21 protein-coding genes are annotated in these 23,879 nt (G+C 73.7%); 6 read left to right on the top strand and 15 right to left on the bottom strand.

Features of this window, described 5'->3' with window-relative positions; translation table 11 throughout:
• Positions 1-23: 23 nt before the first annotated feature.
• Together ABZ716_RS00980 and ABZ716_RS00985 are read right to left on the bottom strand one after the other, a co-directional pair.
• Positions 24-2,255, bottom strand: a complete 2,232-nt coding sequence (locus ABZ716_RS00980) for an MMPL family transporter (RefSeq protein ID WP_358955552.1) — start codon at positions 2,253-2,255, stop codon at positions 24-26.
• 84 nt (positions 2,256-2,339) lie between these two features.
• On the bottom strand, positions 2,340-2,774 hold the full coding sequence (locus ABZ716_RS00985) for a signal peptidase I (RefSeq protein ID WP_358955850.1): 435 nt from the start codon (positions 2,772-2,774) through the stop codon (positions 2,340-2,342).
• Between the two features lie 93 nt (positions 2,775-2,867).
• On the opposite strand from ABZ716_RS00985, the gene ABZ716_RS00990 reads away from it, so the two are divergent.
• The 4 genes from ABZ716_RS00990 (at position 2,868) to ABZ716_RS01005 (ending at position 6,960) form a co-directional block, all read left to right on the top strand.
• Entirely contained in the window at positions 2,868-3,656 is a 789-nt protein-coding gene (locus tag ABZ716_RS00990; protein ID WP_358955853.1) for a GNAT family N-acetyltransferase, read from the top strand.
• Positions 3,657-3,732: 76 nt separating this feature from the next.
• The gene (locus tag ABZ716_RS00995; protein WP_358813771.1) at positions 3,733-4,245 is read left to right on the top strand and encodes a DinB family protein; all 513 of its coding nucleotides are present in this window, start codon (positions 3,733-3,735) and stop codon (positions 4,243-4,245) included.
• 85 nt (positions 4,246-4,330) lie between these two features.
• A complete protein-coding gene (locus tag ABZ716_RS01000; protein ID WP_358955857.1) occupies positions 4,331-6,379 on the top strand; it encodes a penicillin acylase family protein in 2,049 nt (682 codons plus the stop codon).
• The gene (locus ABZ716_RS01005; protein WP_358955554.1) at positions 6,376-6,960 is read left to right on the top strand and encodes a GNAT family N-acetyltransferase; all 585 of its coding nucleotides are present in this window, start codon (positions 6,376-6,378) and stop codon (positions 6,958-6,960) included. Before ABZ716_RS01000 ends, ABZ716_RS01005 begins: the two co-directional genes overlap by 4 nt.
• A gap of 56 nt (positions 6,961-7,016) precedes the next feature.
• Here ABZ716_RS01005 and ABZ716_RS01010 read toward each other — a convergent pair whose 3' ends face one another.
• From ABZ716_RS01010 to ABZ716_RS01060, 11 genes are all read right to left on the bottom strand, one after another.
• A complete protein-coding gene (locus ABZ716_RS01010) occupies positions 7,017-7,538 on the bottom strand; it encodes a hypothetical protein (protein WP_358813773.1) in 522 nt (173 codons plus the stop codon).
• 86 nt (positions 7,539-7,624) lie between these two features.
• Complete coding sequence (gene gatB / locus ABZ716_RS01015) at positions 7,625-9,136, bottom strand: Asp-tRNA(Asn)/Glu-tRNA(Gln) amidotransferase subunit GatB (RefSeq protein ID WP_358813774.1); 1,512 nt, start codon at positions 9,134-9,136, stop codon at positions 7,625-7,627.
• Positions 9,137-9,152: 16 nt separating this feature from the next.
• Positions 9,153-9,332, bottom strand: coding sequence for a hypothetical protein (locus tag ABZ716_RS01020; RefSeq protein WP_358813821.1), 180 nt, complete (start codon positions 9,330-9,332; stop codon positions 9,153-9,155).
• 62 nt (positions 9,333-9,394) lie between these two features.
• Positions 9,395-10,900 carry an Asp-tRNA(Asn)/Glu-tRNA(Gln) amidotransferase subunit GatA gene (gene gatA, locus ABZ716_RS01025; RefSeq protein ID WP_358813822.1) on the bottom strand — a complete coding sequence of 502 codons (1,506 nt, stop codon included), beginning with the start codon at positions 10,898-10,900 and terminating at the stop codon, positions 9,395-9,397.
• Positions 10,900-11,196 carry an Asp-tRNA(Asn)/Glu-tRNA(Gln) amidotransferase subunit GatC gene (gene gatC, locus ABZ716_RS01030; RefSeq protein WP_127177822.1) on the bottom strand — a complete coding sequence of 99 codons (297 nt, stop codon included), beginning with the start codon at positions 11,194-11,196 and terminating at the stop codon, positions 10,900-10,902. The genes gatA and gatC overlap by 1 nt, the downstream gene beginning before the upstream one ends.
• Before the next feature lie 161 nt (positions 11,197-11,357).
• Positions 11,358-13,538 carry a bifunctional diguanylate cyclase/phosphodiesterase gene (locus tag ABZ716_RS01035; protein ID WP_358955556.1) on the bottom strand — a complete coding sequence of 727 codons (2,181 nt, stop codon included), beginning with the start codon at positions 13,536-13,538 and terminating at the stop codon, positions 11,358-11,360.
• A gap of 356 nt (positions 13,539-13,894) precedes the next feature.
• Positions 13,895-16,108, bottom strand: coding sequence for an NAD-dependent DNA ligase LigA (ligA, locus tag ABZ716_RS01040; RefSeq protein ID WP_358813776.1), 2,214 nt, complete (start codon positions 16,106-16,108; stop codon positions 13,895-13,897).
• Between the two features lie 31 nt (positions 16,109-16,139).
• Positions 16,140-17,123 carry a methionine synthase gene (locus ABZ716_RS01045; RefSeq protein ID WP_358955559.1) on the bottom strand — a complete coding sequence of 328 codons (984 nt, stop codon included), beginning with the start codon at positions 17,121-17,123 and terminating at the stop codon, positions 16,140-16,142.
• Positions 17,120-17,809 (bottom strand): SDR family oxidoreductase, encoded by a 690-nt coding sequence (locus tag ABZ716_RS01050; protein ID WP_358813778.1) that lies wholly within the window; start codon positions 17,807-17,809, stop codon positions 17,120-17,122. Before ABZ716_RS01050 ends, ABZ716_RS01045 begins: the two co-directional genes overlap by 4 nt.
• Positions 17,810-17,878: 69 nt before the next feature.
• Positions 17,879-18,223, bottom strand: coding sequence for a DUF1330 domain-containing protein (locus tag ABZ716_RS01055; RefSeq protein ID WP_358813779.1), 345 nt, complete (start codon positions 18,221-18,223; stop codon positions 17,879-17,881).
• Between the two features lie 39 nt (positions 18,224-18,262).
• Complete coding sequence (locus ABZ716_RS01060) at positions 18,263-19,345, bottom strand: helix-turn-helix domain-containing protein (RefSeq protein ID WP_358955562.1); 1,083 nt, start codon at positions 19,343-19,345, stop codon at positions 18,263-18,265.
• Between the two features lie 125 nt (positions 19,346-19,470).
• On the opposite strand from ABZ716_RS01060, the gene ABZ716_RS01065 reads away from it, so the two are divergent.
• A complete protein-coding gene (locus tag ABZ716_RS01065) occupies positions 19,471-20,400 on the top strand; it encodes an NADP-dependent oxidoreductase (protein WP_358813781.1) in 930 nt (309 codons plus the stop codon).
• 9 nt (positions 20,401-20,409) lie between these two features.
• Here ABZ716_RS01065 and mnmA read toward each other — a convergent pair whose 3' ends face one another.
• Complete coding sequence (gene mnmA / locus ABZ716_RS01070) at positions 20,410-21,546, bottom strand: tRNA 2-thiouridine(34) synthase MnmA (protein WP_358813782.1); 1,137 nt, start codon at positions 21,544-21,546, stop codon at positions 20,410-20,412.
• A 68-nt stretch (positions 21,547-21,614) separates the two neighbouring features.
• On the opposite strand from mnmA, the gene ABZ716_RS01075 reads away from it, so the two are divergent.
• The gene (locus ABZ716_RS01075) at positions 21,615-22,310 is read left to right on the top strand and encodes an N-acetylmuramoyl-L-alanine amidase (RefSeq protein WP_358813783.1); all 696 of its coding nucleotides are present in this window, start codon (positions 21,615-21,617) and stop codon (positions 22,308-22,310) included.
• On the opposite strand, the gene ABZ716_RS01080 is transcribed toward ABZ716_RS01075, so the two are convergent.
• A complete protein-coding gene (locus ABZ716_RS01080) occupies positions 22,303-23,466 on the bottom strand; it encodes a cysteine desulfurase family protein (protein WP_358955565.1) in 1,164 nt (387 codons plus the stop codon). The two genes, ABZ716_RS01075 and ABZ716_RS01080, sit on opposite strands and share 8 nt — an antisense overlap.
• Positions 23,467-23,879: the final 413 nt, after the last annotated feature.

Genomic DNA, 23,879 nt, shown 5'->3' on the forward strand with positions numbered 1-23,879 from the left:
GCTTCCTTGTGGCTCGTGACCGGTCAGGGAGTGGCTTCGGCCGGTTCGCTGTGGTTCGCGTGCGGCCGCTGTGGCGGAAGTGTCGCACAGGGGCCGGAGTCCGGGGGTTCGATGCTGATCCTGGGCAGCCGCCGCTCCAGCCAGTCGGGGAGCCACCAGTTCGCCGCGCCGAGCAGGTGCATGAGCGCGGGGACGAGCAGGGTGCGCAGGACGAAGGCGTCGAGGGCCACCGCGACGGCGAGCGCGATGCCGAACATGGCGATGATCCGGTCTCCGCTGAGCACGAAGGCCAGGAAGACCGAGATCATGATGACTGCGGCCGAGTTGATCACGCGACTGGTCTCGGCGAGGCCCACGCGCACGGCCCGCCTGTTGTCGCCGGTCTCCCGCCACTCCTCGTACATCCGGCTGACGAGGAAGACCTGGTAGTCCATGGAGAGCCCGAAAAGCACGGACACCATGATCACCGGAAGGAAGGGCTCGATGGGGCCGGCGCTGCCGAGGCCCAGCAGCTCGCTCCCCCAGCCCCACTGGAAGATCGTGACGACGACCCCGAAGGAGGAGGCCACGGCGGCGACGTTCATGACGGCCGCCTTGACCGGGATCCCGAGGGAGCGGAAGGCCAGCAGCAGGAGCAGGCAGCCCAGGGCGATGACCACGCCGACGAAGAGCGGCAGCTTGCCGACGATCACCTCGGCGAAGTCGTCGTAGCCGGCGGTGACCCCGCCGACGTGGGCCTCGATCGAACTGCCGTGTGCGGCGCGCGGGACAACCTCCTCGCGGAGGCGGTCGACGAGCTCGCTCGTGGCCCGGGACTGCGGGGCGGAGTCGGGTACGACCGTCAGGACGGCGGTGTCCCCGCTGCGGTTGAAGACGGCCGGGCCCGCGGAGGCGACGCCGTCGGTGGTGCGCAGGGCGTCGGCCAGCCGCTGGACGGCGACGCGGTCGCCGGCGCCGTCCAGCCGGGCGACGACCGTGAGCGGGCCGTTGACGCCGGGGCCGAAGCCGTCGGCGAGCAGGTCGTAGGCCCTGCGAGTGGTGGCGGTGGCCGGGTTGTTGCCCTGGTCGGAGGTGCCGAGGTGGAGCGAGAGGGTGGGCAGGGCGAGGACCGCCATGACGAGGGCCGCGATCAGTCCGAGGAGCTTGGGGTGGCGTTCGACCAAGGCCGACCAGCGGGCGGCGAAGCCGGTGGGCGCCTGGGCCCGGGGGCCTTCGGCGGCGAGCCTGCGGCGTTCCCCGCGGGACAGGGCCCGGGTGCCGATGGCGGAGAGGAGGGCCGGCAGCAGGGTGACGGAGGCCGCCACGGTGAGGACCACGGTGAGGGAAGCGGCGATCGCCACCCCGTTGAGGAAGCTGAGCCGCAGCACCAGCATGCCGAGCAGGGCGATGCAGACGGTGCCCCCGGCGAAGACGACGGCCCGGCCGGTGGTGGCGACGGCGTTCTCGGCGGCGTCCTCGACGCCGAGTCCGCGGGCGAGGCCCTTGCGGTGCCGGGTGACGATGAAGAGGGCGTAGTCGATGCCGACGCCCAGGCCGACGAGGGTGCCCAGCATGGGGGCGAAGTCGGCGACGGCCATGACGTGCCCGAGGAGGGTGATGCCGAAGTAGGCGCTGCCGACGCTGACGAGGGCGGTGGCGATGGGCAGCAGGCTGGCGGCGAGGGAGCCGAAGGCGAGGAAGAGGACGACGGCGGCGATGGCCACGCCGATGACCTCGGCGAGGTGGGGGCTGGGAGCCTCGGTCAGGCCGATGGCAGGGCCGCCGAGTTCGACCTGGAGGCCGCCGGCCTCGGTGGCGGGGTTCTTCGCCGCCTCGACGACGGCCCTGGCCTGTGCCTTGGGGACGGAGTCGGCCTGCTGGTCGAAGGTGACCACGGCGTAGGCGGTGCGGCCGTCGGCGCTGATCCGGGCCGCTGCGTCCGGGCCCGGCCCGTAGGGTCCGGCGACGGAGCCGACGCCGGGGAGGGCGGCGACGGCGTCCAGGGCCCGGGTCATCCGCCGTTCGATGTCGGGGGTCCGGGCCGTCCGGTGGTCCGGGGTCCGCCACACGATGGTGTCGGTGTCGCCGCCCTGGCCGTGGAAGCCCTGGCGCAGGAGGGCGTCGGCCCGCTGGGTCTCGGTGCCGGGGATCTCGTAGTCGTTGGAGAACGCCGTCCCGGAGGCCGCGGCCGCGGCGGCGGTCCCGGCGAGGGCGAGCAGCCAGATCAGGACGGTGACCAGCCGGTGCCGCATGCACCACCGTGCGATTGCTGCCAACGGACGTGCTCCCTGGTGGTTCGGATCTTCTGCGGGAGTGGGCCCGGCGCAAAGAACGCGTGAACTCATGAAAGGTGAACGGGTTTACACCTTGTTCGACACGATCGCAGCGTTTGGTGATCGTTGGCCGCTTTCGTGCGCATCGTCACAGGACCGGTCCTGGGCCGGCGCGTCGGCCCGGTAGCCCGGGACGGAGGGCCAGCGGACGGTGAGGACGACGGTGTCCTCCTCCGCGTACCAGGAGTGGTCGACGCCCCGGCCCCAGACCACGTAGTCGCCCTGCTCGGCGAGGACCACGGTCCGGCCCGGGAACTCCAGCCGGAAGCGGCCGCTGATCAGGACCTGGAGTGCGGTGCGCCGTTCGCCGGTGACCCAGCGCTCGCGCGCCTCGCCCTTGGGGTGGACCCCCCACTTGATCTCGACGTCCTCGCTGTGGCGGGGGTCGCCGGGGGCCTTGAAATGGCCGAGCAGCCAGCCCCGGTCGGCGGCGGCGTCGGGGGTGGCCTTGCCGGTGTAGATGGCGCGGTCGTGGTTCGCGGCGTCCTCGTTCACGGGGTGAGGCTAATGCAGTTGTGGGGGCGGAAGAGGAAATGATCAGCTGCGGCCATGACGATGGATCTGGATGAACTCCTGAAGGTGCGCGACCGGTACGACGCCGAGGTGCGGCGCGGGGCGGCGGGGCCGCGGGTGGAGCGGGTGGGCCGGGTGGTGCGGCAGAGCGGGCCCGACGGCTGGAACGGCGTGCTGTGGTCGGAGCTCGACGAGGAGACGGCGGACGCGGAGATCGCGGCGCAGGTGGCGCACTTCGGCGGCCGCGGGCAGGCCGGGGGCGCGGCCTCGTTCGAGTGGAAGCTGTACACCCACGACCGCCCGGCCGACCTCGCGGACCGGCTGGCGGCGGCGGGCTTCGTCCCCGAGCCGGCCGAGACGCTGCTCGCGGCCCGGACGGCCGACCTCGCCGGGCTGCCGGTGGATCCGCCGGAGGGGATCACCCTGCTGCGGGTGAGCGACGAGGCGGGCGTGGACCTGATGATGGAGGCGCACACGCGGGCCTTCGGTGTCGAGCGGCCCCGGATCAAGGAGGCCGTGCTCACCCAGCTGCGCGAGGACCCCGGGTCGATCGAGGCCGTGGTGGCGATGGCCGGGAACGTACCGGTCAGCTCGGCCCGGATGGACATCCGGGCGGGCAGCTCCTTCGCCGGCCTGTGGGGCGGCGGCACGGACCCCGCCTGGCGGGGCCGGGGCATCTACCGCCTGCTGGTGGCGTACCGCGCCCGTATCGCGGCCGAGCGGGGGATCCCGTACCTCCAGGTCGACGCGTCCGAGGACAGCCGGCCGATCCTGGAGCGCCTGGGCTTCGGGGTGCTGGGCGTCACCGTCCCCTACATCTGGCAGGGCTGACGCCGGGCAGGGCGGCGGACGGCGCCCCCGGGGAAATCGTTTCCCGGCCGGCCACCGAGGCGGCAGGATCACCCCCATGGACCTCACCGAACGCATCGGCCCGCCCCTGACCGGGGACGAACGCGAGACCCTGCGCGCCTTCCTCGACTTCCACCGGGCCACCCTCGCCTGGAAGTGCGACGGGCTCACCGACGAGGAGCTGCGCCGCCCGGCCTCGCCGCCCTCCACCCTCTCCCTGCTGGGTCTGGTCCGGCACATGGCCGAGGTGGAGCGGCAGTGGTTCCGCCGCACGATCGGCGGGGACACGGACGTCCCGCACGTGTGGTCCGACAGCCGCGACTTCCAGGCCGCCTACGACACCACCGGCGCGACCCGCGCCGACGCCTTCGCCGCCTGGGAGGCGGAGGTGGCGCACTCCCGTGCGGTGGAGGCGGCGGCCGAGTCCCTGGAGGTGACGGCGCACGTGCCGAAGTGGGGGGAGGACGCCTCGCTGCGCCTGGTGATGCTGCACATGATCCACGAGTACGCCCGCCACAACGGTCACGCGGACTTCCTCCGGGAGGCCATCGACGGCACCGTCGGCGCGTAGCCGGACCTGCCGTCAGGCGCCCACCCCCACCCCCTTATAGTTAGGCCAGCCTAACCTAAGACACTGGGGGAAGAGCGTGAGCGCTGTGACCACCGAGACCTACGAGGTCTACCGCGACAGCTGGGGCATCCCGCACCTGCGCGCCTCCGACCCGCTCCGCCTCTCCTACGCCCAGGGCCGGACCACCGCCCGGGACCGGGCCTGGCAGCTGGAGGTGGAGCGGCACCGCGCCCAGGGCTCCAGCGCCTCCTTCCTCGGGGCCGACTGCGTCCCCTGGGACCGCTTCGCCCGCCAGGCCCGCCTCGACGACACCGGCCGCCGGTGCTTCGAGGCCCTGGACCCGGACACGGCGGCCTGGGTCACGGCCTACGTCGACGGGGTCAACGCGGGCCTGGCCGAGGGCGCGGCCCGCGACGGCCGCTTCGCCGCCGCCGGGCACACCCCCGCCCCCTGGGAGCCGTGGGTCCCGCTCTCCGTCTGGGTCGCCACGCACATCCTCTTCGCGGGCTTCCCCACCAAGCTCTGGCGCGAGCGCGTCGCCCGCGCCCTCGGCGACGAGGCCGCGACCCTCTTCGCCACCGACGGCCCCGGCACCGCCGGGAGCAACGGCTGGCTGGTCCCCGGCGAGCGCACCGCCACCGGCGCCGCGATCATCGCGGGCGACCCGCACCGGTTCATCGAGGACCCGGGCGTCTACCAGCAGATCCGCCTGGCCTGCCCGGAGTACGACGTCCTCGGCCTGGCCGTCCCCGGCGTCCCCGGCCTCGCCCACTTCGGCCACGCCGGCTCCGTCGCCTGGGCCATCACCAACGCCATGGCCGACTACCAGGACCTCTACACCGAGCGGCTGCGCCCCGCGGCCTACGGGGTCGAGGCGCTGGGCCCCGGCGGCGTGTGGGAGCCGGTCGCCCGCCACACCGAGACCGTCACGGTGGCCGGCGGCCAGGACGTCGAGGTCGAGGTGCTGGAGACCGCTCGCGGCCCGGTGATCGTCAACGAGGACTCCGCCGTCCTCTCCCTGCGCTACCCGCCCCGCGTCCGCGCCGACCTCGGCTTCGCCGCCCTCCCCGCGCTGCTGCGCGCCCGCACCGTCGCCGACGTGGACCGCGCCCTCGACGGCTGGGCCGAGCCGGTCAACGTCGTGCACGCCGCCGACACCCAGGGCGGGCTGCTGCACCGCGTCGCGGGAGCCGTCCCGCTGCGCGAGGCCGCAGGCCGGCTGCGGCCGGTGCCCGCCTGGGACGCCCGCCACGCCTGGCGCGGCTGGGCCGAGACTCCCGCCGAGCCGGTGCGGGGCTTCGCCGTGATGGCGAACGCGCGCGGGATCGCGTCCCCGCTCGGCGTGGAGTTCGCGCCCCCGCACCGCGCGGAGCGCATCCGGGCCCTGCTCAGCGGCTCCGCCGACTGGTCCCCGCAGGCCATGGCCGGGGTCCACCGCGACACCCGCCTGGGCTCCGCGGGACCGCTGCTCGGGCTGCTGCCCGGCCTCGGCGCCCTCTCCCCCGCCGCCGCCCGGCTGCGCGAGCGGCTGCTGGCCTGGGACCGGCACATGGAGGCCGACAGCACCGACGCCGCCGTCTTCGCGGCCTTCCGCACGGCCGTCGTACGCCGTCTCGCGGCCGACCCCGTCTTCGCGGACCTGGCCGCAGCCCCCGGCGGGCCGGAGGTGTTCCACCCCTGGCTGTACCTCGTCCCCCGGGTCGGCTACGCCCTGGAGGGCCTGCTGACCACTTCCCTCCTGCCCGGCCTGGACCGCGCCGGGCACGTCCGCGCCGCCCTGGAGGAGACGGCGGCGGCCGGCGCCCCCGATGCCCCCTGGTCCCGGACGCACCGCCTGACCCCCTGGCAGGCCGTCCCCGCCCCCGACGCCGACTGGCCCGGCCTGGGCGGCGACCACGACTGCGTCAACGCCACCTCCTCCGTCCCCGGGGTCACCGACACCGTCGCCCGCGCCTCCGCGGCCCGCTACGTCTGGGACCTCGCCGACCGGCGCAACAGCCTCTGGGCGGTCCCGCTCGGCGCCGACGGCGTCACCGGCTCCCCCCACCACCGTGACCAGCTCCCGCTCTGGGCGCGCTGCGAACTCGTCCCCGTCGTCACCGACTGGGCCCGCCTCACCAAGGAACCCTCATGACCCGCACCCCCCTCTACACCCACCCCGTCGAGGGCTTCGGCACGGTCTCCCTCACCCCCGTCGACCCCGCCGCCGACGCCGCGCTGATCCACAGCTGGGTCACCGAGGAACGGGCCCGCTTCTGGGGCATGGGCGGGGCCGGCCTGGAACTGGTGCGGGAGATCTACGAGGACGTGGACCGCCGCACCACCCACCACGCGTACCTGGTCCGCCTCGACGGGAAGCCGGTCGCGCTGTTCCAGAGGTACGACTGCGCCGAGGACCGGGTGAGCGAGTGCTACGAGGTCCGTCCCGGGGACGTCGGTGTGCACCTGCTGATCGGCCCCGCCGACGGCGCCGCCCGGCACGGGTTCACGGGCGCCCTCATAGAGGCGTTCCTCGCCTACCTGTTCACCGACGAGAACACCCTGCGGGTGGTCGGCGAACCGGACGCCCGCAACACCAAGGCCATCGCCCTGCTGGAACGCTCCGGCTTCGAGCTGGGCCCGGAAGTGGAACTCCCGGAGATCGACCTCCCCGAGGTATACCTCCCGGCCAAGCCCGCCCGCCTGGCCTTCCTCCCCCGCCCCGCCACCCGCTGAGGCCCCCGGCCGGCCGGGCCGCGTCCGCCGGCCCGACCGCCCGCTGAGCCGGGCCTTCAGCCGGACGAGACCCCGAGGTCGCGCCGCATGGCCGCGCGCATCACCCGGAGCAGGCCCCAGAGGTCCTGCTGCGCCGCGGAGACCGAGGCCATCGTCTCGCCCTCCTCGGGGCTGCCCCGCTCCAGCCGTTTGACCTGCCCGTAGACCTGGGTCAGGGCATGGTTGACGGCGGTCGCCGGGTCGAGCACGGCATCGGGGGCGATCATCTGCGCCTCCGCGTAGGTGTCGCGGTGCGCGGACTTCGCCGCTTCGAGCGCCTCCAGGTCCGCGTCCTCGACACCGCGCTCCCGCAGCACGTGCAGGTGCCGGTTGAGGGCGGTGGTGAACTGGCGGGAGTCCCGGTTGAGGGCGGTGTAGCAGCCGCGGCGGAGGGCCAGGTTCTCCCGTACCTCCTCGTGCGCGCGCACGAGTTCTATCTCCCGCTGCTTCGTCCGCGCCGCACCCCGCTGCGTGAGCAGCGCCCCGCCCAGGGTCCCCGCCACGCCGACGACGGCGACGAGCATCGCCCCGATCTCCACCCGCACTCCCCCCACCGGATACACGGGGGCGGCCCGTACCGTCAGACCTGACCGGTACGGGCCGCCCCTTCACAGCCGCCTGGAACCTACTCGGAGACGCCGAGCTTCTCCAGGATGAGCTCCTTGACGCGGGCCGCGTCGGCCTGGCCTCGGGTGGTCTTCATGACCGCGCCGACCAGGGCGCCGACGGCGGCGATCTTGCCGCCGCGGATCTTGTCGGCGATGGCGGCGTTGCCCGCGATGGCCTCGTCCACGGCCGCGCCCAGCGCGCCCTCGTCCGAGACGACCTTCAGGCCGCGCTTGTCCACGACCTCGTCCGGGGTGCCCTCGCCGGCGAGGACGCCCTCGATGACCTGGCGGGCCAGCTTGTCGTTGAGCGAGCCCTCGGCGACCAGCGCCGCGACCCGGGCCACCTGGGCCGGGGTGATCGGCAGCTCGTCGACCGAGACGCCCTGCTCGTTGGCGTTGCGGGCCAGCTCGCCCATCCACCACTTGCGGGCGGCCGCCGCGTCGGCGCCCTCCTCGATCGTGGCGACGATGGAGTCCACCGCGCCCGCGTTGAGGATGGACTGCATGTCGTGCTCGCTGACGCCCCACTCCTCACGGAGCCGGTTGCGGCGCACGCGCGGCATCTCCGGGAGGGCGGCGCGCAGTTCCTCGACCCAGGCGCGGGCCGGGGCGACGGGCACCAGGTCCGGCTCCGGGAAGTAGCGGTAGTCCTCGGCGTTGTCCTTGATGCGGCCGGCCGTGGTGGAGCCGTCCTCCTCGTGGAAGTGCCGGGTCTCCTGCACGATCGAGCCGCCCGACGAGAGCACCGCCGCGTGGCGCTGGATCTCGAAGCGGGCCGCGCGCTCGACGGAACGCAGCGAGTTGACGTTCTTCGTCTCGCTGCGGGTGCCGAAGGGCGCCTCGGGGCTCGGGCGCAGCGACAGGTTCACGTCGCAGCGCATCTGGCCCTTGTCCATCCGGGCCTCGGAGACGCCGAGCGCCTTGATGACCTCGCGGAGCTCGGCCACGTACGCCTTGGCGACCTCGGGGGCCCGCTCTCCGGCGCCCTCGATCGGCTTGGTGACGATCTCGATGAGGGGGATGCCGGCGCGGTTGTAGTCCAGCAGGGAGTGGGACGCGCCGTGGATACGGCCGGTGGCGCCGCCGACGTGCAGCGACTTGCCGGTGTCCTCCTCCATGTGGGCGCGCTCGATCTCCACGCGGAAGACCTCGCCGTCCTCCAGCTGGACGTCCAGGTAGCCGTTGAAGGCGATGGGCTCGTCGTACTGGGAGGTCTGGAAGTTCTTCGGCATGTCCGGATAGAAGTAGTTCTTCCGGGCGAAGCGGCACCACTCGGCGATCTCGCAGTTCAGCGCGAGGCCGATCTTGATGGCGGACTCGACGCCGATCGCGTTGACGACGGGGAGGGAGCCGGGGAGACCGAGGCAGGTGGGGCAGGTCTGCGAGTTGGGCTCGGCGCCCAGCTCGGTGGAACAGCCGCAGAACATCTTGGTCTTGGTGCCGAGCTCGACATGGACCTCAAGGCCCATGACGGGGTCGTACGACGCGAGGGCGTCTTCGTACGACAGCAGTTCGGTGAAGGTGGTCACGGTGAAACTTTCCCTCTCAGCCCAGCAGGACGTCGTCGTCGCCCAGACGCTTCAGCTCGCGGTACAGGATCGCGAGGCCGGTGACGATGGCGGCGGCGGACACGACGGCGTCGACGAGCTGCAGCGTGTCGTGCTCGGTGCGGGCCTTGCGGGCCTGCTTGATCACGCTGATGGCACCGAAGGCGGTGGTGCCCATCGACAGGTAGGTCCCGGTCCTGGACTTCTTGAAGCCCTTGGCCTTGGACAGCGCACTCGAACTCACAGCGACGGAGCCTCCTCAAGCAGCGGGTGCCCCCAGCGCTCGACGAAGGCCGCCTCGACGGCGGCACCGACCTTGTACAGACGGTCGTCCTTCAGGGCGGGGGCGATGATCTGCAGACCGACCGGGAGACCGTCCTCCGGGGCCAGGCCGCAGGGCAGCGACATGGCGGAGTTGCCTGCCAGGTTGGTCGGGATGGTGCAAATGTCCGCGAGGTACATCGCCAGCGGGTCGTCGGTGCGCTCACCGATGGCGAAGGCGGTGGTCGGGGTCGTCGGGGAGACGATCACGTCCACCTGCTCGAAGGCCCGCTCGAAGTCCTGGGTGATGAGCGTGCGGACCTTCTGGGCGGAGCCGTAGTACGCGTCGTAGTAGCCGGAGCTGAGCGCGTAGGTGCCGAGGATGATGCGGCGCTTGACCTCGTCGCCGAAGCCGGCTTCGCGGGTCAGGGCGGTGACGTCCTCGGCGGACCGCGTGCCGTCGTCGCCGACGCGCAGGCCGTAGCGCATGGCGTCGAAGCGGGCCAGGTTGGAGGACGCCTCGGACGGCGCGATCAGGTAGTACGCGGCCATGGCGAGGTCGAAGGACGGGCAGTCCACCTCGACGATCTCGGCGCCGAGCTCCTTGAGGAGCTCCACCGACTCGTCGAAGCGCTGGGTGACGCCGGCCTGGAAGCCCTCGCCGCGGAACTGCTTGACCACACCGACGCGCATGCCGGCGACGGAGCCGTTGCGGGCGGCCTCGACGACCGGCGGGACCGGGGCGTCGATGGAGGTGGAGTCCAGCGGGTCGTGGCCGGCGATGACCTCGTGGAGGAGGGCCGCGTCCAGGACCGTACGGGCGCACGGGCCGCCCTGGTCGAGGCTGGAGGAGAAGGCCACCATGCCGTAGCGGGAGACGCCGCCGTAGGTGGGCTTCACGCCGACGGTGCCGGTGACGGCGGCGGGCTGGCGGATGGAACCGCCGGTGTCCGTGCCGATGGCGAGCGGGGCCTGGAAGGCGGCGAGGGCGGCCGCCGAGCCGCCGCCGGAGCCGCCGGGGATCTTGGTGAGGTCCCAGGGGTTGCCGGTGGGGCCGTAGGCGCTGTTCTCGGTGGAGGAGCCCATGGCGAACTCGTCCATGTTGGTCTTGCCGAGGATGACGACGTCGGCTTCCTTGAGCTTGCGCGTCAGGGTGGCGTCGTACGGCGGGATCCAGCCTTCGAGGATCTTCGAACCGACGGTGGTCGGGACCCCGACGGTGGTGAAGATGTCCTTGAGGGCGAGCGGGACGCCCGCCAGCGGGCCGAGCTTCTCGCCGCGCTCGCGCTTGGCGTCGACGGCGCGGGCCTGCGCGAGGGCGCCCTCGCGGTCGACGTGGAGGAAGGCGTGGACCTTCTCGTCGGTCGCGTCGATCCGGGCGAGGTGGGCCTCGGTGACCTCGACGGCCGTGAGCTCGCCGGAGGCGATCTTCTCGGCGGTCTCGGCGGCCGTCAGCTTGATGATGTGGGTGTCAGCCATGGTGATTAGTCCTCCCCCAGGATCTGCGGCACCTTGAAACGCTGCTGCTCCTGGGCGGGAGCGCCGGAAAGCGCCTGCTCGGGGGTGAGCGAGGGACGGACCTCGTCCGCGCGCATGACGTTCGTCAGCGGGAGCGGGTGGGAGGTCGGCGGGACGTCTTGGTCGGCGACCTCGGAAACGCGGGCGACCGCGCCGATGATGTCGTCGAGCTGTCCGGCGAAGTGGTCGAGCTCTTCGCTCTGCAGCTCCAGACGTGCCAGCCGAGCGAGGTGGGCGACCTCCTCGCGCGTGATGCCAGGCATGCGGCGATCCTCTGGGGGTGGTGAGTGTGTGGTTTCGGGCCCAATCCTATGGGGCCCGGCCCCCCAGCCGGTAAACGGTTCGCCGCCGGCCTGCGGCGCGGCACGGGTGTGCCGCTGAGCGGAGCCTCCGTTTGGCGGGGCTCCGCCCCCGGACCCCCGCGCTACGGCGCCGGGGTGTCGGCCGTGGCGGCCAGTTCGGCGGTGATGTCCGCCGGGCGGCGCCAGCCGCGTTCGCCCCGGGCCAGGAGCCAGGCCGTGGCCTCCGGCGGGGGCATGGCGGCCGCCACCAGCCAGCCCTGGACCGCGTCGCAGCCCAGGTCACGCAGCCGCTCCCAGGTCTCGTCGTCCTCCACGCCTTCCGCGACGACCAGCAGGCCCAGGGAGTGGGCCAGGTCGACGGTGCAGCGGACGATCTCAGCGTCCTGAGCGTCGACCGCCAGCCGGGCCACGAACGAGCGGTCGATCTTCAGTTCGCTGACCGGGAGCCGCCGCAGGTGGACCAGGGAGGAGTAGCCCGTGCCGAAGTCGTCCAGGGACATCTTCACGCCGTGGCCCGTGAGCCCCGCCATGGTGTCGGCCGCGCGCTGGGGGTCCTCCAGCAGGACGTGTTCCGTTATCTCCAGCTGGAGGCCGCACGCCGGGACCCCGTGGCGGGCCAGGCGGGCCGCCACGGCGCCGGCGAAGCCGGGGGTGTGGACGTCGCGCGGGGAGACGTTGACGGCGACGGGGACCTTCAGGCCCTGGGCGCGCCACCGGGCGACCTGGGCCAGGGCGGTCTCCAGGACGTACTCGGTCAGGTGCGGCATCAGGCCCGAGGTCTCGGCGATGGCGATGAACTCGTCGGGAGGCACCCGGCCGCGTTCCGGGTGGACCCAGCGGACCAGGGCCTCCAGACCGGCCACCTGGCCGTCGAAGCGGACCTTGGGCTGGTAGTGGAGTTCCACTTCGCCCGCGTCGAGGGCGCGGCGGAGGTCGCCGAGGAGGCCGAGGCGGTCGGGGGTGTTGCTGTCGCGCTTGGACTCGTAGACCTCGACGCCCGTGCGGTCCCGCTTGGCCTGGTACATGGCGACGTCGGCCCGGCGCAGGAGGCCCTCCGCGTCCAGGGCGTGCTCGGGGAAGACCGCGAGGCCGGCGCTGGCCTCCAGGACGAGGGTGAGCCCGTCCAGGTCCAGCGGGGAGCTGAGCTCGGCGACCAGGTGGCGGGCGACGCGCTGGGCGCTGGTGGTGGAGTCGGTGGTGGGCAGCAGCACCGCGAACTCGTCGCCGCCCAGCCGGGCCGCCTCCGCGTGCTCGGGGAGGGCCTGGCGCAGCCGGGCGGCGATCTGGAGCAGCAGCCGGTCCCCCGCGAGGTGGCCGAGGGTGTCGTTGACGGCGCGGAAACGGTCCAGGTCGATCAGCACAAGAGCTGACCGGGTGCCCAAACGTTCAGCCTCGTCGAGGGCGGACCAGGTGCGCTCCAGCAGCCACTGCCGGTTGGGCAGCCCGGTCAGCGGGTCGCGCAGCTGCTCCTCGGCGCGGGCCCGGGCGATCCACAGGGTGGAGTCGAGGGCGATGAGCGGGACGGCGAACAGCGGCAGCAGCACCGGCTGGGTGCTGGCGACCACGCAGATCAGGGGGGCGATGCCGAGCAGGGCCGCCGCCACCAGGGCCTGGCGCAGGAGGGCGGTACGGGCCACCGTGGGCAGCCCGCAGCCGGCCGGGGTGAGCGCGAACCACAGCACGACCCGGGTGACGAGCAGGTAGGAGACGGCCACCAGGGCCACCTCGGGCGCGGCCGCCAGGTCCCAGGTGGTGGGCCGCCACGGCGACTCCACGCTCGGCGCGTCACCGAAGGCGGCGAGGACGAGGGCGCCCGCGCCGATCCCGAGGATGTCGGCGCAGCCGTGCAGCAGCCCCTGCCGCCAGCGGTGCCGGCGCGCGGCCCCGACGAGGGTGACCACCGCCAGCGAGACGAGTCCTGCGGGGACCCAGCCGTAGAGGATGAGCACGCCGAGGGTGAGGGCGGCGCCCGAGCCCGTACCGCCCCACCAGCGGTCCCGGCCGAGGGCGACGAGGTGGCCGACGATGATGCCGGTGAGCAGGGCCAGCGCCCAGCCCACGGACCCGCCGGGGAACAGCCCCTGACGGGCGGTCAGCACCGAGAGGACCGCGCCCGCGAGCACCACGGCGGCGGAGCCGACGACGGCCGCGGGCAGCACGGTGCGCCGCTGCCCGCCCGCTCCGGTGTCCGGGGCGCGGGTATGCGGTGTCCTGGTACGCAGGACACCTGGCCGGCCCGTCCGCGAGGACGGGGGTTCCCCGCCGAATTCAGGTGACGGGTCGGCGCTTTCGGTGGGTTTCATGCCCGTCCCTCTCACAGCCGGCGATGCCGATGTCGCGCGATGGCCCCGATGTCATGCCACCACGGCCGGAAGGCAGTTCAGGCAGCCGCGCACGACAGGCGCACCCCACAACAGTAGGACGGGAGAGGCTCCCAGGGGCAGCAGTCGGCGGTGGTTGCCCGAATGCGACCCAGCCATCCTCATCAGTACGGTATCCGCCGAACGGGTGAGTTTGGACCAGGACCCCCCCGTCACCCTTCCGATGATCCGACAGCTCACCGGCCCTCGGCCAGGCAGGTACCGGCCGTTTGCCACCGGGCGCCGCGCGGGGCGCGCGCCCGCCCGGACGCCCGCGCCCCGCGCATCCGTTCGCGGTGTTACTCCGCTCCGGCCGCTCCGGCCGCTCCGCCGTCGAGGGGGAGCGCCGCCTCCCGGGCCGCGTCGGGCCCCTGTTCGAGCAGGACGGCGAACCCGGCGTCGTCGAGGACCGGCAGCTTCAGCTGGACGGCCTTGTCGTACTTCGAGCCGGGGTTGTCGCCGACCACGACGAAGGAGGTCTTCTTGGACACCGAGCCGGTCACCTTGGCGCCCCGGCTCTGCAGGGCCTCCTTGGCGCCGTCACGGGTGTGACTCTGGAGGGTGCCGGTGACCACGACGGTCAGACCCTCCAGCGGGCGCGGCCCCTCCTCCTCGCCGGAACCTTCCTCCTCCATGCGCACCCCGGCCGCCCGCCACTTGCGCAGGATCTCCTGGTGCCAGTCGACGGCGAACCACTCCTTGAGGGAGGCGGCGATGATCGCGCCGACTCCCTCGGTCGCCGTCAGCTCCTCCTCGGTGGCCTGTTCGATGCGGTCGATCGACCGGAACTCGCGGGCCAGGGCCTCCGCGGCGACGGGGCCGACGTGCCGGATGGACAGGCCGTTGATGACGCGGGCGAGCGGGCGCTGCTTGGCGGCGGCGATGTTCTCCAGCATGGCCAGGGCGTTCTTCTTCGGCTCGCCCTTCTGGTTGGCGAAGACCGTGACGATCTTCTCCTCCCCCGTCTTCGGGTCCCGCTTGGGCAGGCCGCTGTCGGGGTCGCGCACGTACGCCTTGATGGGGAGGATGTCCTCGATGGTCAGGTCGAAGAGGTCGCCCTCGTCCAGCAGCGGCGGCCGCGCCGGCTCCAGCGGTCCGGTGAGGGCGGCGGCGGCCACCATGCCGAAGTTCTCGATGTCCAGGGACTGCCGGCCGGCCAGGTAGAAGAGGCGTTCGCGCAACTGGGCGGGGCAGGTCTGCCCGTTGGGGCAGCGGACGTCGATGTCGCCCTCCTTCATCGGCCGCAGCGGCGTCCCGCACTCGGGGCACTCCGCCGGCATGACGAACTCCCGCTCGGTGCCGTCGCGCAGGTCCGCCACCGGGCCGAGGATCTCGGGGATGACGTCGCCCGCCTTGCGCAGGACGACGGTGTCCCCGATGAGGACGCCCTTGGCCTTGACGACCTCCTGGTTGTGCAGGGTCGCGAACTCCACCTCGGAGCCGGCCACCGTCACCGGTTCGACCTGCGCGTACGGGGTGACGCGCCCGGTACGCCCGACGCCGACCTTGATGTCGATCAGCTTGGAGTTGACCTCCTCGGGGGCGTACTTCCAGGCGATCGCCCAGCGCGGGGCGCGGGCGGTGGAGCCGAGGCGGCCCTGAAGGGCGATCTCGTCCAGCTTGACGACGACGCCGTCGATCTCGTGCTCCACCGAGTGCCGGTTCTCGCCGAAGTAGGCGATGAACTCGCGCACCTCGGCGAGGGTGGAGACGACCTTGTTGTGCTGGGCGGTGGGCAGGCCCCACTCGCGCAGCAGCTCGTACGCCTGGGACTGGCGCTCGATCTCGAAGCCCTCGCGGGCGCCGATGCCGTGCACCACCATGTGCAGCGGGCGGGTCGCGGTGACCTTGGGGTCCTTCTGGCGCAGCGAGCCGGCCGCCGCGTTGCGCGGGTTGGCGAAGGGCTTGGCGCCGGCCTCCACGAGGCGGGCGTTGAGCTCCTCGAACCGCTCCATCGGGAAGTACACCTCGCCGCGGATCTCGACCAGGGCCGGGACCCGGTCGCCGGCCAGGCGGTCCGGGATCTCGGCGATGGTGCGGACGTTGGGCGTGATGTCCTCGCCCGTGCGGCCGTCCCCGCGGGTGGCGGCGCGGGTGAGACGGCCGTTCTCGTAGGTGAGGTTGACGGCGAGGCCGTCCACCTTGAGCTCGCACAGGTAGTGGTAGTCCGGGGTGTTGACGTCCCGGGCGACCCGCTCGGCCCAGGCGGCCAGTTCCTCGTCGTCGAAGGCGTTGTCGAGGGAGAGCATCCGCTCCCGGTGCTGCACCGCGGCGAAGTCCGTCGCGTACGCCCCCGCCACCTTCTGGGTGGGCGAGTCGGGGGTGCGCAGCTCGGGGTACTGCTCCTCCAGGGCCTCCAGTGAGCGCAGCAGCTGGTCGAACTCGGCGTCGCTGACGACCGGCTGGTCGTTCACGTAGTACCGGAAGCGGTGCTCCTCGACCTGCTCGGCGAGCAGCTGGTGCCGCTCGCGCGCCTCCGTCGGTACTGCCGTGTCCTGCTGTTCGGCTGCCATGCCGTGTCCTCCCGTGGCCCGTGCTCGACCGTCACTCAGGGTTGTCGGCGAGTGACCTCGCCGCCCTGGCGCAGTGGGCCTGCACCGCGCGGGCGTACGCGGGCGAGGCGCCCGCCAGACCGCACGACGGGGTGACCACGACGGACTCGGCGAGAGTCCCCGGGGCCAGCCCCAGCCTGCGCCAGAGCTTCCTGACACCCATGACGCTACCGCCCGGGTCCGACAACGGGCTGTCGGTGCCCGGCACCACTCCGGCGAAGAGTTTCATCCCGTCCTCGACGGCTTCGCCGATGGCGTCGTCCTCGCGCTCGGTGAGCAGGGAGAAATCGAACGACACGGCTGCCGCACCGGCCCGGCGCAGCAGGGCGAAGGGGACGTCGGGGGCGCAGGAGTGCACGACGACCTCCCCGTCGTGGACGGCGAACAGCTCGCGCAGGGCGCTCTCGACGACCTGCCGGTCGACGGCCCGGTAGGTGCGGTAGCCGCTGGCCGAGCGGACCCGGCCGAGCAGGACGGCGGTGAGCGAGGGCTCGTCGTACTGGAGGACGATCTCGGCGCCGGGGACGCGCTTGCGGACGTCGGCCAGGTGGTCCCGCATCCCCTCGGCGAGGGAGGCGGCCAGGTCGCGGCAGGCCCCGGCGTCCTGGAGGACGGCTTCGCCGCCGTGCAGTTCCAGGGCGGAGGCCAGCGTCCACGGGCCGACGGCCTGGATCTTGAGCCTGCCGGTGTAGCCCTGGGTGAACTCCTCCAGGGCGTCGAGGTCCTCGCCGAGCCAGGAGCGCGCCCGGCGGGTGTCGCGGCCGGGGCGGTCGCTGATCCGCCAGCCGCTGGGCTCGACGTGGGCGTAGAGATCGACGAGCAGGCCGAGGGAGCGGCCGATCATGTCGGCGCCGGGTCCGCGGGCAGGCAGTTCGGGGAGGTAGGGGAAGTCCTCGAAGGAGCCCGTGGCGGTCTTGGCGGCCTCCCGGGCGTCGCCGCCCGGGAGGGATCCGACGCCGGTGGCGCCCGCCGTCATCGGCCCGGCCTGACGCTCAGGTCGTTGACCTCTGCGTCGCGCGGCAGGTCGACCGCCATCACGATCGTGGTGGCCACGGACTCGGGGTCGATCCAGTCGGCGGGGTCGTACTCCCTGCCCTCCTGGGAGTGGACCTTGGCCTGCATGGGGCTGGCGGTGCGGCCGGGGTAGACGGAGGTGACGCGGATGCCGTTGGCCTTCTCCTCCGCGCGCAGGGAGTCGGCGAGCGCCTTGAGACCGTGCTTGGAGGCGGCGTAGGCGCTCCACTCGGCGTGGGCGGTCAGGCCGGCGCCGGAGTTCACGAAGACGACGGTCGCCTTGGAGGCCCGCAGGGTGGGCAGCAGGAGGCGGGTGACCTCGGCGGGGGCGATCAGGTTGACGTTGAGCTGCTGGTGCCAGGTCTTGGGGCGCAGCTCGCCGACGGGGCCGAGGTCGACGATTCCGGCGATGTGCAGCAGGGAGTCGATCCGTTCGGGCACCGGCTGCTTGGAGAAGGCCCACGAGAGCCGGTCGGGGTCCGCGAGGTCGCCGACCAGGGTCCGCGCGCCGGGGTAGCGCTCGACGAGCTGCCGGGCGCGGCCGGCGTCGCGGGCGAGCAGGACCAGGTCGTCGCCGCGGGCGTGCAGGCGGGCGGCGACGGCGGCGCCGATGCCGGAGCCGGCGCCGGTGATCAGGTGAGTAGGCATACGGCCCATGCTCGCATCCGCCGGCCGGGACCGGCCCCGCCACCTCGGGAGGGGCCGGCCCCGGGACCCTCAGAGCCCGGCGGACGCGCGGAGCGCGGCGGCGGTCCTCGTGGCGTCGTAGTCCATCGGGACTCCGTCCACGAGGAGGATGTCGCCGGGGATGTGGCGGGTGCGCAGGGGGATGAGCTCCTGGTAGGCGGGGGACGCGTACCAGGCGCGGGCGCGGTCGAGGTCCGGGAAGGCGATGATCACCAGGTCGCCGGGGAAGGATCCCTCCAGTACCTCGACGGGGTTGCCGTGGACGAGGAAGCGGCCGCCAAAGGGGTCCATCGTGGACTGGATCGTCTCGATGTAGTGGAGGATCTCCTCGTTCATCGTCCCGGGACGTATGTGGCCGATGGCGTACGCGGTCATGTCTGGCTCCCCGTTCCTTTTCCTGACGGCTTGACGGGCTCAGCCTCGCAGGGCGGGCGGGGCGGGCGCGATTACCCCGGAGGTCATGGCAGTGGTCGGCTGCGGGGCCGGGGCGGCGGAGCCGAAGGTGCGGCGGTAGGCGATCGGGGAGACGCCGAGGGACGCGCGCATGTGCTGGCGCAGCGAGTTGGCCGAGCCGAAGCCCGCGCGGTGCGCGACCAGGTCGACGGGCAGGTCGCTGGACTCCAGCAGGTCCCGGGCCAGTTCAAGCCGCTGCGCGGTGAGCCACTGGACGGGGGTCATGCCGACCTCGTCGCGGAAGCGGCGGGTGAAGGTGCGCAGGCTCATCCGCGCGTGGGCGGCGAGTTCGCCGAGGGTGATCGGCTCGGCGAGCCGCTCCAGGGCCCAGGCGCGGGTGGCGGTGGTGGTGGCGACGGTCGGGGCGGGGACGGGGCGGTCGATGTACTGGGCCTGCCCGCCGTCGCGCCAGGGCGGGACGACGCAGATGCGGGCGGCCCGGTTGGCGACGGCCGCCCCGTGGTCGCGGCGGATCAGGTGCAGGCACAGGTCGACCCCGGCGGCGACGCCGGCGGAGGTCAGGACGTCGCCGTCGTCCACGAAGAGGACCTCCTCGTCGACCTGGACGCGCGGGTAGGCCCGGCGGAACTCGGGGGCCAGGTTCCAGTGCGTGGTGGCGGGCCGGCCGTCGAGGAGCCCGGCGGCGGCGAGCACGTAGGAGCCGGAGCAGATGGACACCAGGCGGGTGCCGGGGCGGATCCCGGCGATGGCCGCGCCGACCTCGGGGGGCAGGGGGCCGCCCTGGCCCAGCTCGGGCATGGCGTGGGTGGGCGGGATGATCACGGTGTCGGCGGTGGCGAGCGCCTCGGGCCCGGCGGCGGGCTGGACGGTGAACCCGGCGTCGCTGAGGACGGGGCCGCCGTCGGCGGTACAGACGGTGACCTCGTACAGGGGCCGCCCCGACGCGTCCACGGCGCTGCCGAAGACCCGGGAGGGGATGCCCAGCTCGAAGGGGGGCACGCCCGGCAGGGCGAGCACCGCCACCCGGTGGCGGACCCGGCCCTCGTCGTCTGCGGCGGCCGCTGTCGTCCGTTCACTGCCCATGGCCAGATCCTGTCACACCATGGCCATCCGGCCAACACCATGCGGTCCGGGGAGGGCCGAGTGTGGGACCTGCCGCCGGGGAGTGCCCGGCCGGCGACCCGGTCAGATGGATGAGGAAGAGGAACATGCGCGCGATCGTCGTGAACGGATGGGGCGGCCCCGAGACCCTGGTGGAGCGGGAGATCGACCGCCCGGAGCCCGGGCTGGGCGAGATCCTGGTGCGGGTCCACGCGGCCGGCGTCAACCCGGTCGACTGGAAGACCCGGGCCGGCGGGGCCCTGATCACCTGGGGCGAGGTGCCGGCCGTCGGCTGGGACGTGTCCGGCACCGTCGAGGCCGTGGGCCCCGGCGTGACGCTGTACCGGCCGGGCGACGAGGTGTACGGCATGCCGCACTTCCCCCGCCAGGCGGGCGGGTACGCCGAGTACGTGGCCGCGCCGGCCCGGCACTTCGCCCGCAAGCCGGCCTCGCTGGACCACGTCCAGGCGGCCGCCCTGCCGCTGGCGGCGCTGACGGCCTGGCAGGCACTGGTCGACGCCGCGGACGTGCGGCCGGGCGAGCGGGTGCTGGTCCACGCGGCGGCCGGCGGCGTCGGCCACCTGGCCGTCCAGATCGCCAAGGCGCGCGGGGCGTACGTGATCGGCACCGCCAGCGCGGCCAAGCACGGGCTGCTGCGCGAACTGGGCGCCGACGAGGTGATCGACTACCGGGCGCAGGACTTCACGGAGGCCGTCGCCGAGGTGGACGTGGTGCTCGACGCCCTGGGCGGGGAGGTCGCGCGGCGGTCGCTGGAGCTGCTGAAGCCGGGCGGGCGCCTGGTGACGCTGCCCGGCCCGGACGACGTCCCGGCGGGGGCGGCCGAGCGCGGGGTGTACGCGGCCTGGACCCTGGTGGAGCCGGACCGCAAGGGGCTGGAGGAGATCGCCGCCCTGGCGGACCGGGGTCTGCTCAGGCCGCTGGTCGAGACGGTGCTGCCGCTGGAGCAGGCCGCGAAGGCCCACGAGACCGGCGAGCGGGGCCGGACCACCGGCAAGATCGTCCTGACGGTGGCCTGAGCCGGCTTCCTAGCGGACGGCGGCGGTGGCCCGGGTGGTCGTGGCGATGGTGGCGGAGCCGACCACGCGGGTGCCGTCGTAGAGCACGATCGCCTGGCCGGGGGCCACGCCGCGGACCGGCTCGGTGAAGCGGACGCGCAGCTCCCCGTCGACGACCTCGGCGAACACCTCGGTCTCGCCGCCGTGCGCGCGCAGCTGGGCGGTGTAGGTGCCCGCGGGGGCGGGGGTGGAGCCGCACCAGCGGGGGCGGATCGCGGTGAGGGCGGTGACGTCGAGGGCCTCGGCGGGGCCGACGGTGACGGTGTTGTTCACCGGCGAGATGTCGAGGACGTAGCGGGGCTTGCCGTCGGGGGCGGGGTGGCCGATGCGCAGGCCCTTGCGCTGGCCGATGGTGAAGCCGTAGGCCCCGTCGTGGGTGCCGACCTTCTCGCCGGTCGCCTCGTCGACGATGTCGCCCTCGGCCTTGCCCAGGCGCTGGGCGAGGAAGCCCTGGGTGTCGCCGTCGGCGATGAAGCAGATGTCGTGGCTGTCGGGCTTCTTGGCCACGGCCAGGCCGCGGCGCTCGGCCTCGGCGCGGATCTCGTCCTTGGTGGTGACCGTGTCGCCCAGCGGGAAGAGGGCGTGGGCCAGCTGCTTCTCGTCGAGGACGCCGAGGACGTAGGACTGGTCCTTGGCCATGTCGGAGGCGCGGTGCATCTCGCGCGTGCCGTCCTCCTTCTCCACGATCGTCGCGTAGTGGCCCGTGCAGACGGCGTCGAAGCCGAGGGCGAGGGCCTTGTCGAGGAGCGCCGCGAACTTGATCTTCTCGTTGCAGCGCAGGCAGGGGTTCGGGGTGCGCCCGGCCTCGTACTCGGCGACGAAGTCCTCGACGACGTCCTCTCGGAAGCGTTCGGCGAGGTCCCAGCAGTAGAAGGGGATGCCGATGACGTCCGCGGCGCGGCGGGCGTCGCGGGAGTCCTCGATGGTGCAGCAGCCGCGGGCGCCGGTCCGGAAGGACTGCGGGTTCGCGGAGAGCGCCAGGTGGACGCCCGTGACGTCGTGCCCGGCCTCGACCGCGCGCGCGGCGGCGACGGCGGAGTCCACACCGCCGGACATGGCGGCGAGGACGCGGAGGGGGCGGGCGGTGCGCGGCAGGTTCTCAGTCATAGCGTCTTCCAGGGTACGGGGAACCGCGCGCGGTCACGGCGCGTTGTGAGCGGTGGGGGGTGGATCACATGACCGAGAGGGCCGGGAAAGCCGAGAAGGCCACGAAGGGCGCGAAGGGCAGGGGCGGGGGGCGGACCCGGCGGGCGGTGCTGTTCGGCGGGCTCGGGGTGCTCGCGGTGGGGGCGCTGGCGGGGCGGGAGGAGATCCGGCGGGCCTGGTGGCTGCTGCCGGGTGTGAGCAAGCCGCGCCAGGAGGGGGCGGTGGACCACGCGGGGGTGAGCTGGACGGCGGCCTCGCCGGCGAACTGGCGGATGGCGGACCGGCCGGACGACTACCGGGTGGACCGGATCGTCGTGCATGTCACGCAAGGGGACTTCGCCTCGTCGGTGGACGCGTTCAAGAACCCGTTCCACAAGGCGTCGGCGCACTACATAGTCCGCCAGGACGGACATGTGGAGCAGATGGTGCGCGAGCTGGACGTCGCCTTCCACGCCGGGAACCGGTCGATGAACGAGCGCAGCGTCGGCATCGAGCACGAGGGCTTCGTCGACCGTCCGCAGGACTTCACCGACGCCCTGTACGCGGCGTCGGCGCGGCTCGCGGCGGATGTCTGCCGGAGGTACGGCATACCGGTGGACCGCAAGCACCTGCTGGGGCACTCGGAGGTCCCGGGCGCCGACCACACCGACCCGGGACCGCACTGGGACTGGGACCGCTACCTGCGCCAGGTCCGCGAGGAGCTCGCCAGGACGGCCCCTAGCTGAGGCCGGCCGTGCGGGCGCGGGCCACGGCCGGGCCGATGGCCGCCGCCACCGCCGCGACGTCCTGACGGGTCGAGGTGTGCCCGAGGGAGAAGCGCAGGGTGCCGCGGGCCAGCTGGGGGTCGGTGCCGGTCGCGAGGAGGACGTGGCTGGGCTGGGCGACGCCGGCGGTGCAGGCGGAGCCGGTCGAGCATTCGATGCCCTGCGCGTCCAGGAGCAGCAGCAGGGAGTCCCCCTCGCAGCCGGGGAAGCTGAAGTGGGCGTTGGCCGGGAGCCGGTCCTCGGGGTCGCCGCCGAGGACGGCGTCGGGGACGGCCGCCAGGACGGCGCCGATCAGCTCGTCGCGCAGCGCGCCGACCTCGGCGGCGAACCGCTCGCGCCGCTCGGCGGCGAGGACGGCCGCCACCGCGAAGGCGGCCACGGCCGGGACGTCGAGGGTCCCGGAGCGGACGTGCCGCTCCTGGCCGCCGCCGTGCAGGACGGGGACGGGGGTCTGGTCGCGGCCGAGGAGGAGAGCGCCGATGCCGTAGGGGCCGCCGATCTTGTGGCCGCTGACGGTCATCGCGGCGAGGCCGCTGTCGCCGAAGCGGACGTCGAGCTGTCCGACGGCCTGGACGGCGTCCGAGTGCAGCGGGACGCCGTGCTCGCGGGCGACGGCGGCCAGCTCGCGGACCGGCATGACGGTGCCGATCTCGTTGTTGGCCCACATGACGGTGGCCAGGGCGATGTCGTCGGGGTTGCGCTCTACGGCCTCCCGGAACACCTCGGGGCGGACGCGGCCGTGGGGGTCGACGGGGAGGTACTCGACGTCGGCGCCTTCGTGCTCGGCGAGCCAGTGCACGGCGTCGAGGACGGCGTGGTGCTCGACGGGGCTGGCGAGGATGCGGGTACGGGCCGGGTCGGCGTCGCGCCGGGCCCAGTAGAGGCCCTTGACGGCGAGGTTGTCGGCCTCGGTGCCGCCCGCGGTGAAGACCACCTCGCTGGGGCGGGCGCCGAGCGCTTCGGCGAGGGCCTCGCGGGCCTCCTCGACGGTACGGCGGGCGCGGCGGCCGGCGGCGTGCAGGGAGGAGGCGTTACCGGTGGCGGCGAACTGCGCGGTCATCGCCGCGACGGCTTCCGGCAGCATCGGCGTGGTCGAGGCGTGGTCGAGGTAGGCCATGATGTTGCGATTCTACGAGCCCCCCACCCCACCGGGCCCCGCCCGGGTAGGCTCACCCGGCCCCCCGGGCCGCACGGCGACCGGGCGGACGGCCCCCGGACGGGGCCCGGCGGGTTGGGTCTGGGACCACCGCCGGCCAGACCGGGCGGGCGCGGGCCGGACCTGGCGGGCGCGGCCGCGACCCGGCGGGTGCGGACCGTGCAGGCGCGGTCCCGACGCGGCGGACCGGACCGGGCGGGCGCGGTCCCGACCCGGCGGGCCGGACCGTGCAGGCGCGGGCCCGGGGAAACGGGCCGGACCGGGCGGGCGCTGTCCCGACCCGGCGGACCAGACCGGGCGGGCACGGTCCCAACCCGGCGGGCCGGACCAGGCGGGCACGGTCCCAACCCGGCGGACCAGACCAGGCGGGCACG

The sequence above is a fragment of the Streptomyces sp. NPDC006687 genome (genome assembly GCF_040636215.1).
Lineage (GTDB): Bacteria > Actinomycetota > Actinomycetes > Streptomycetales > Streptomycetaceae > Streptomyces.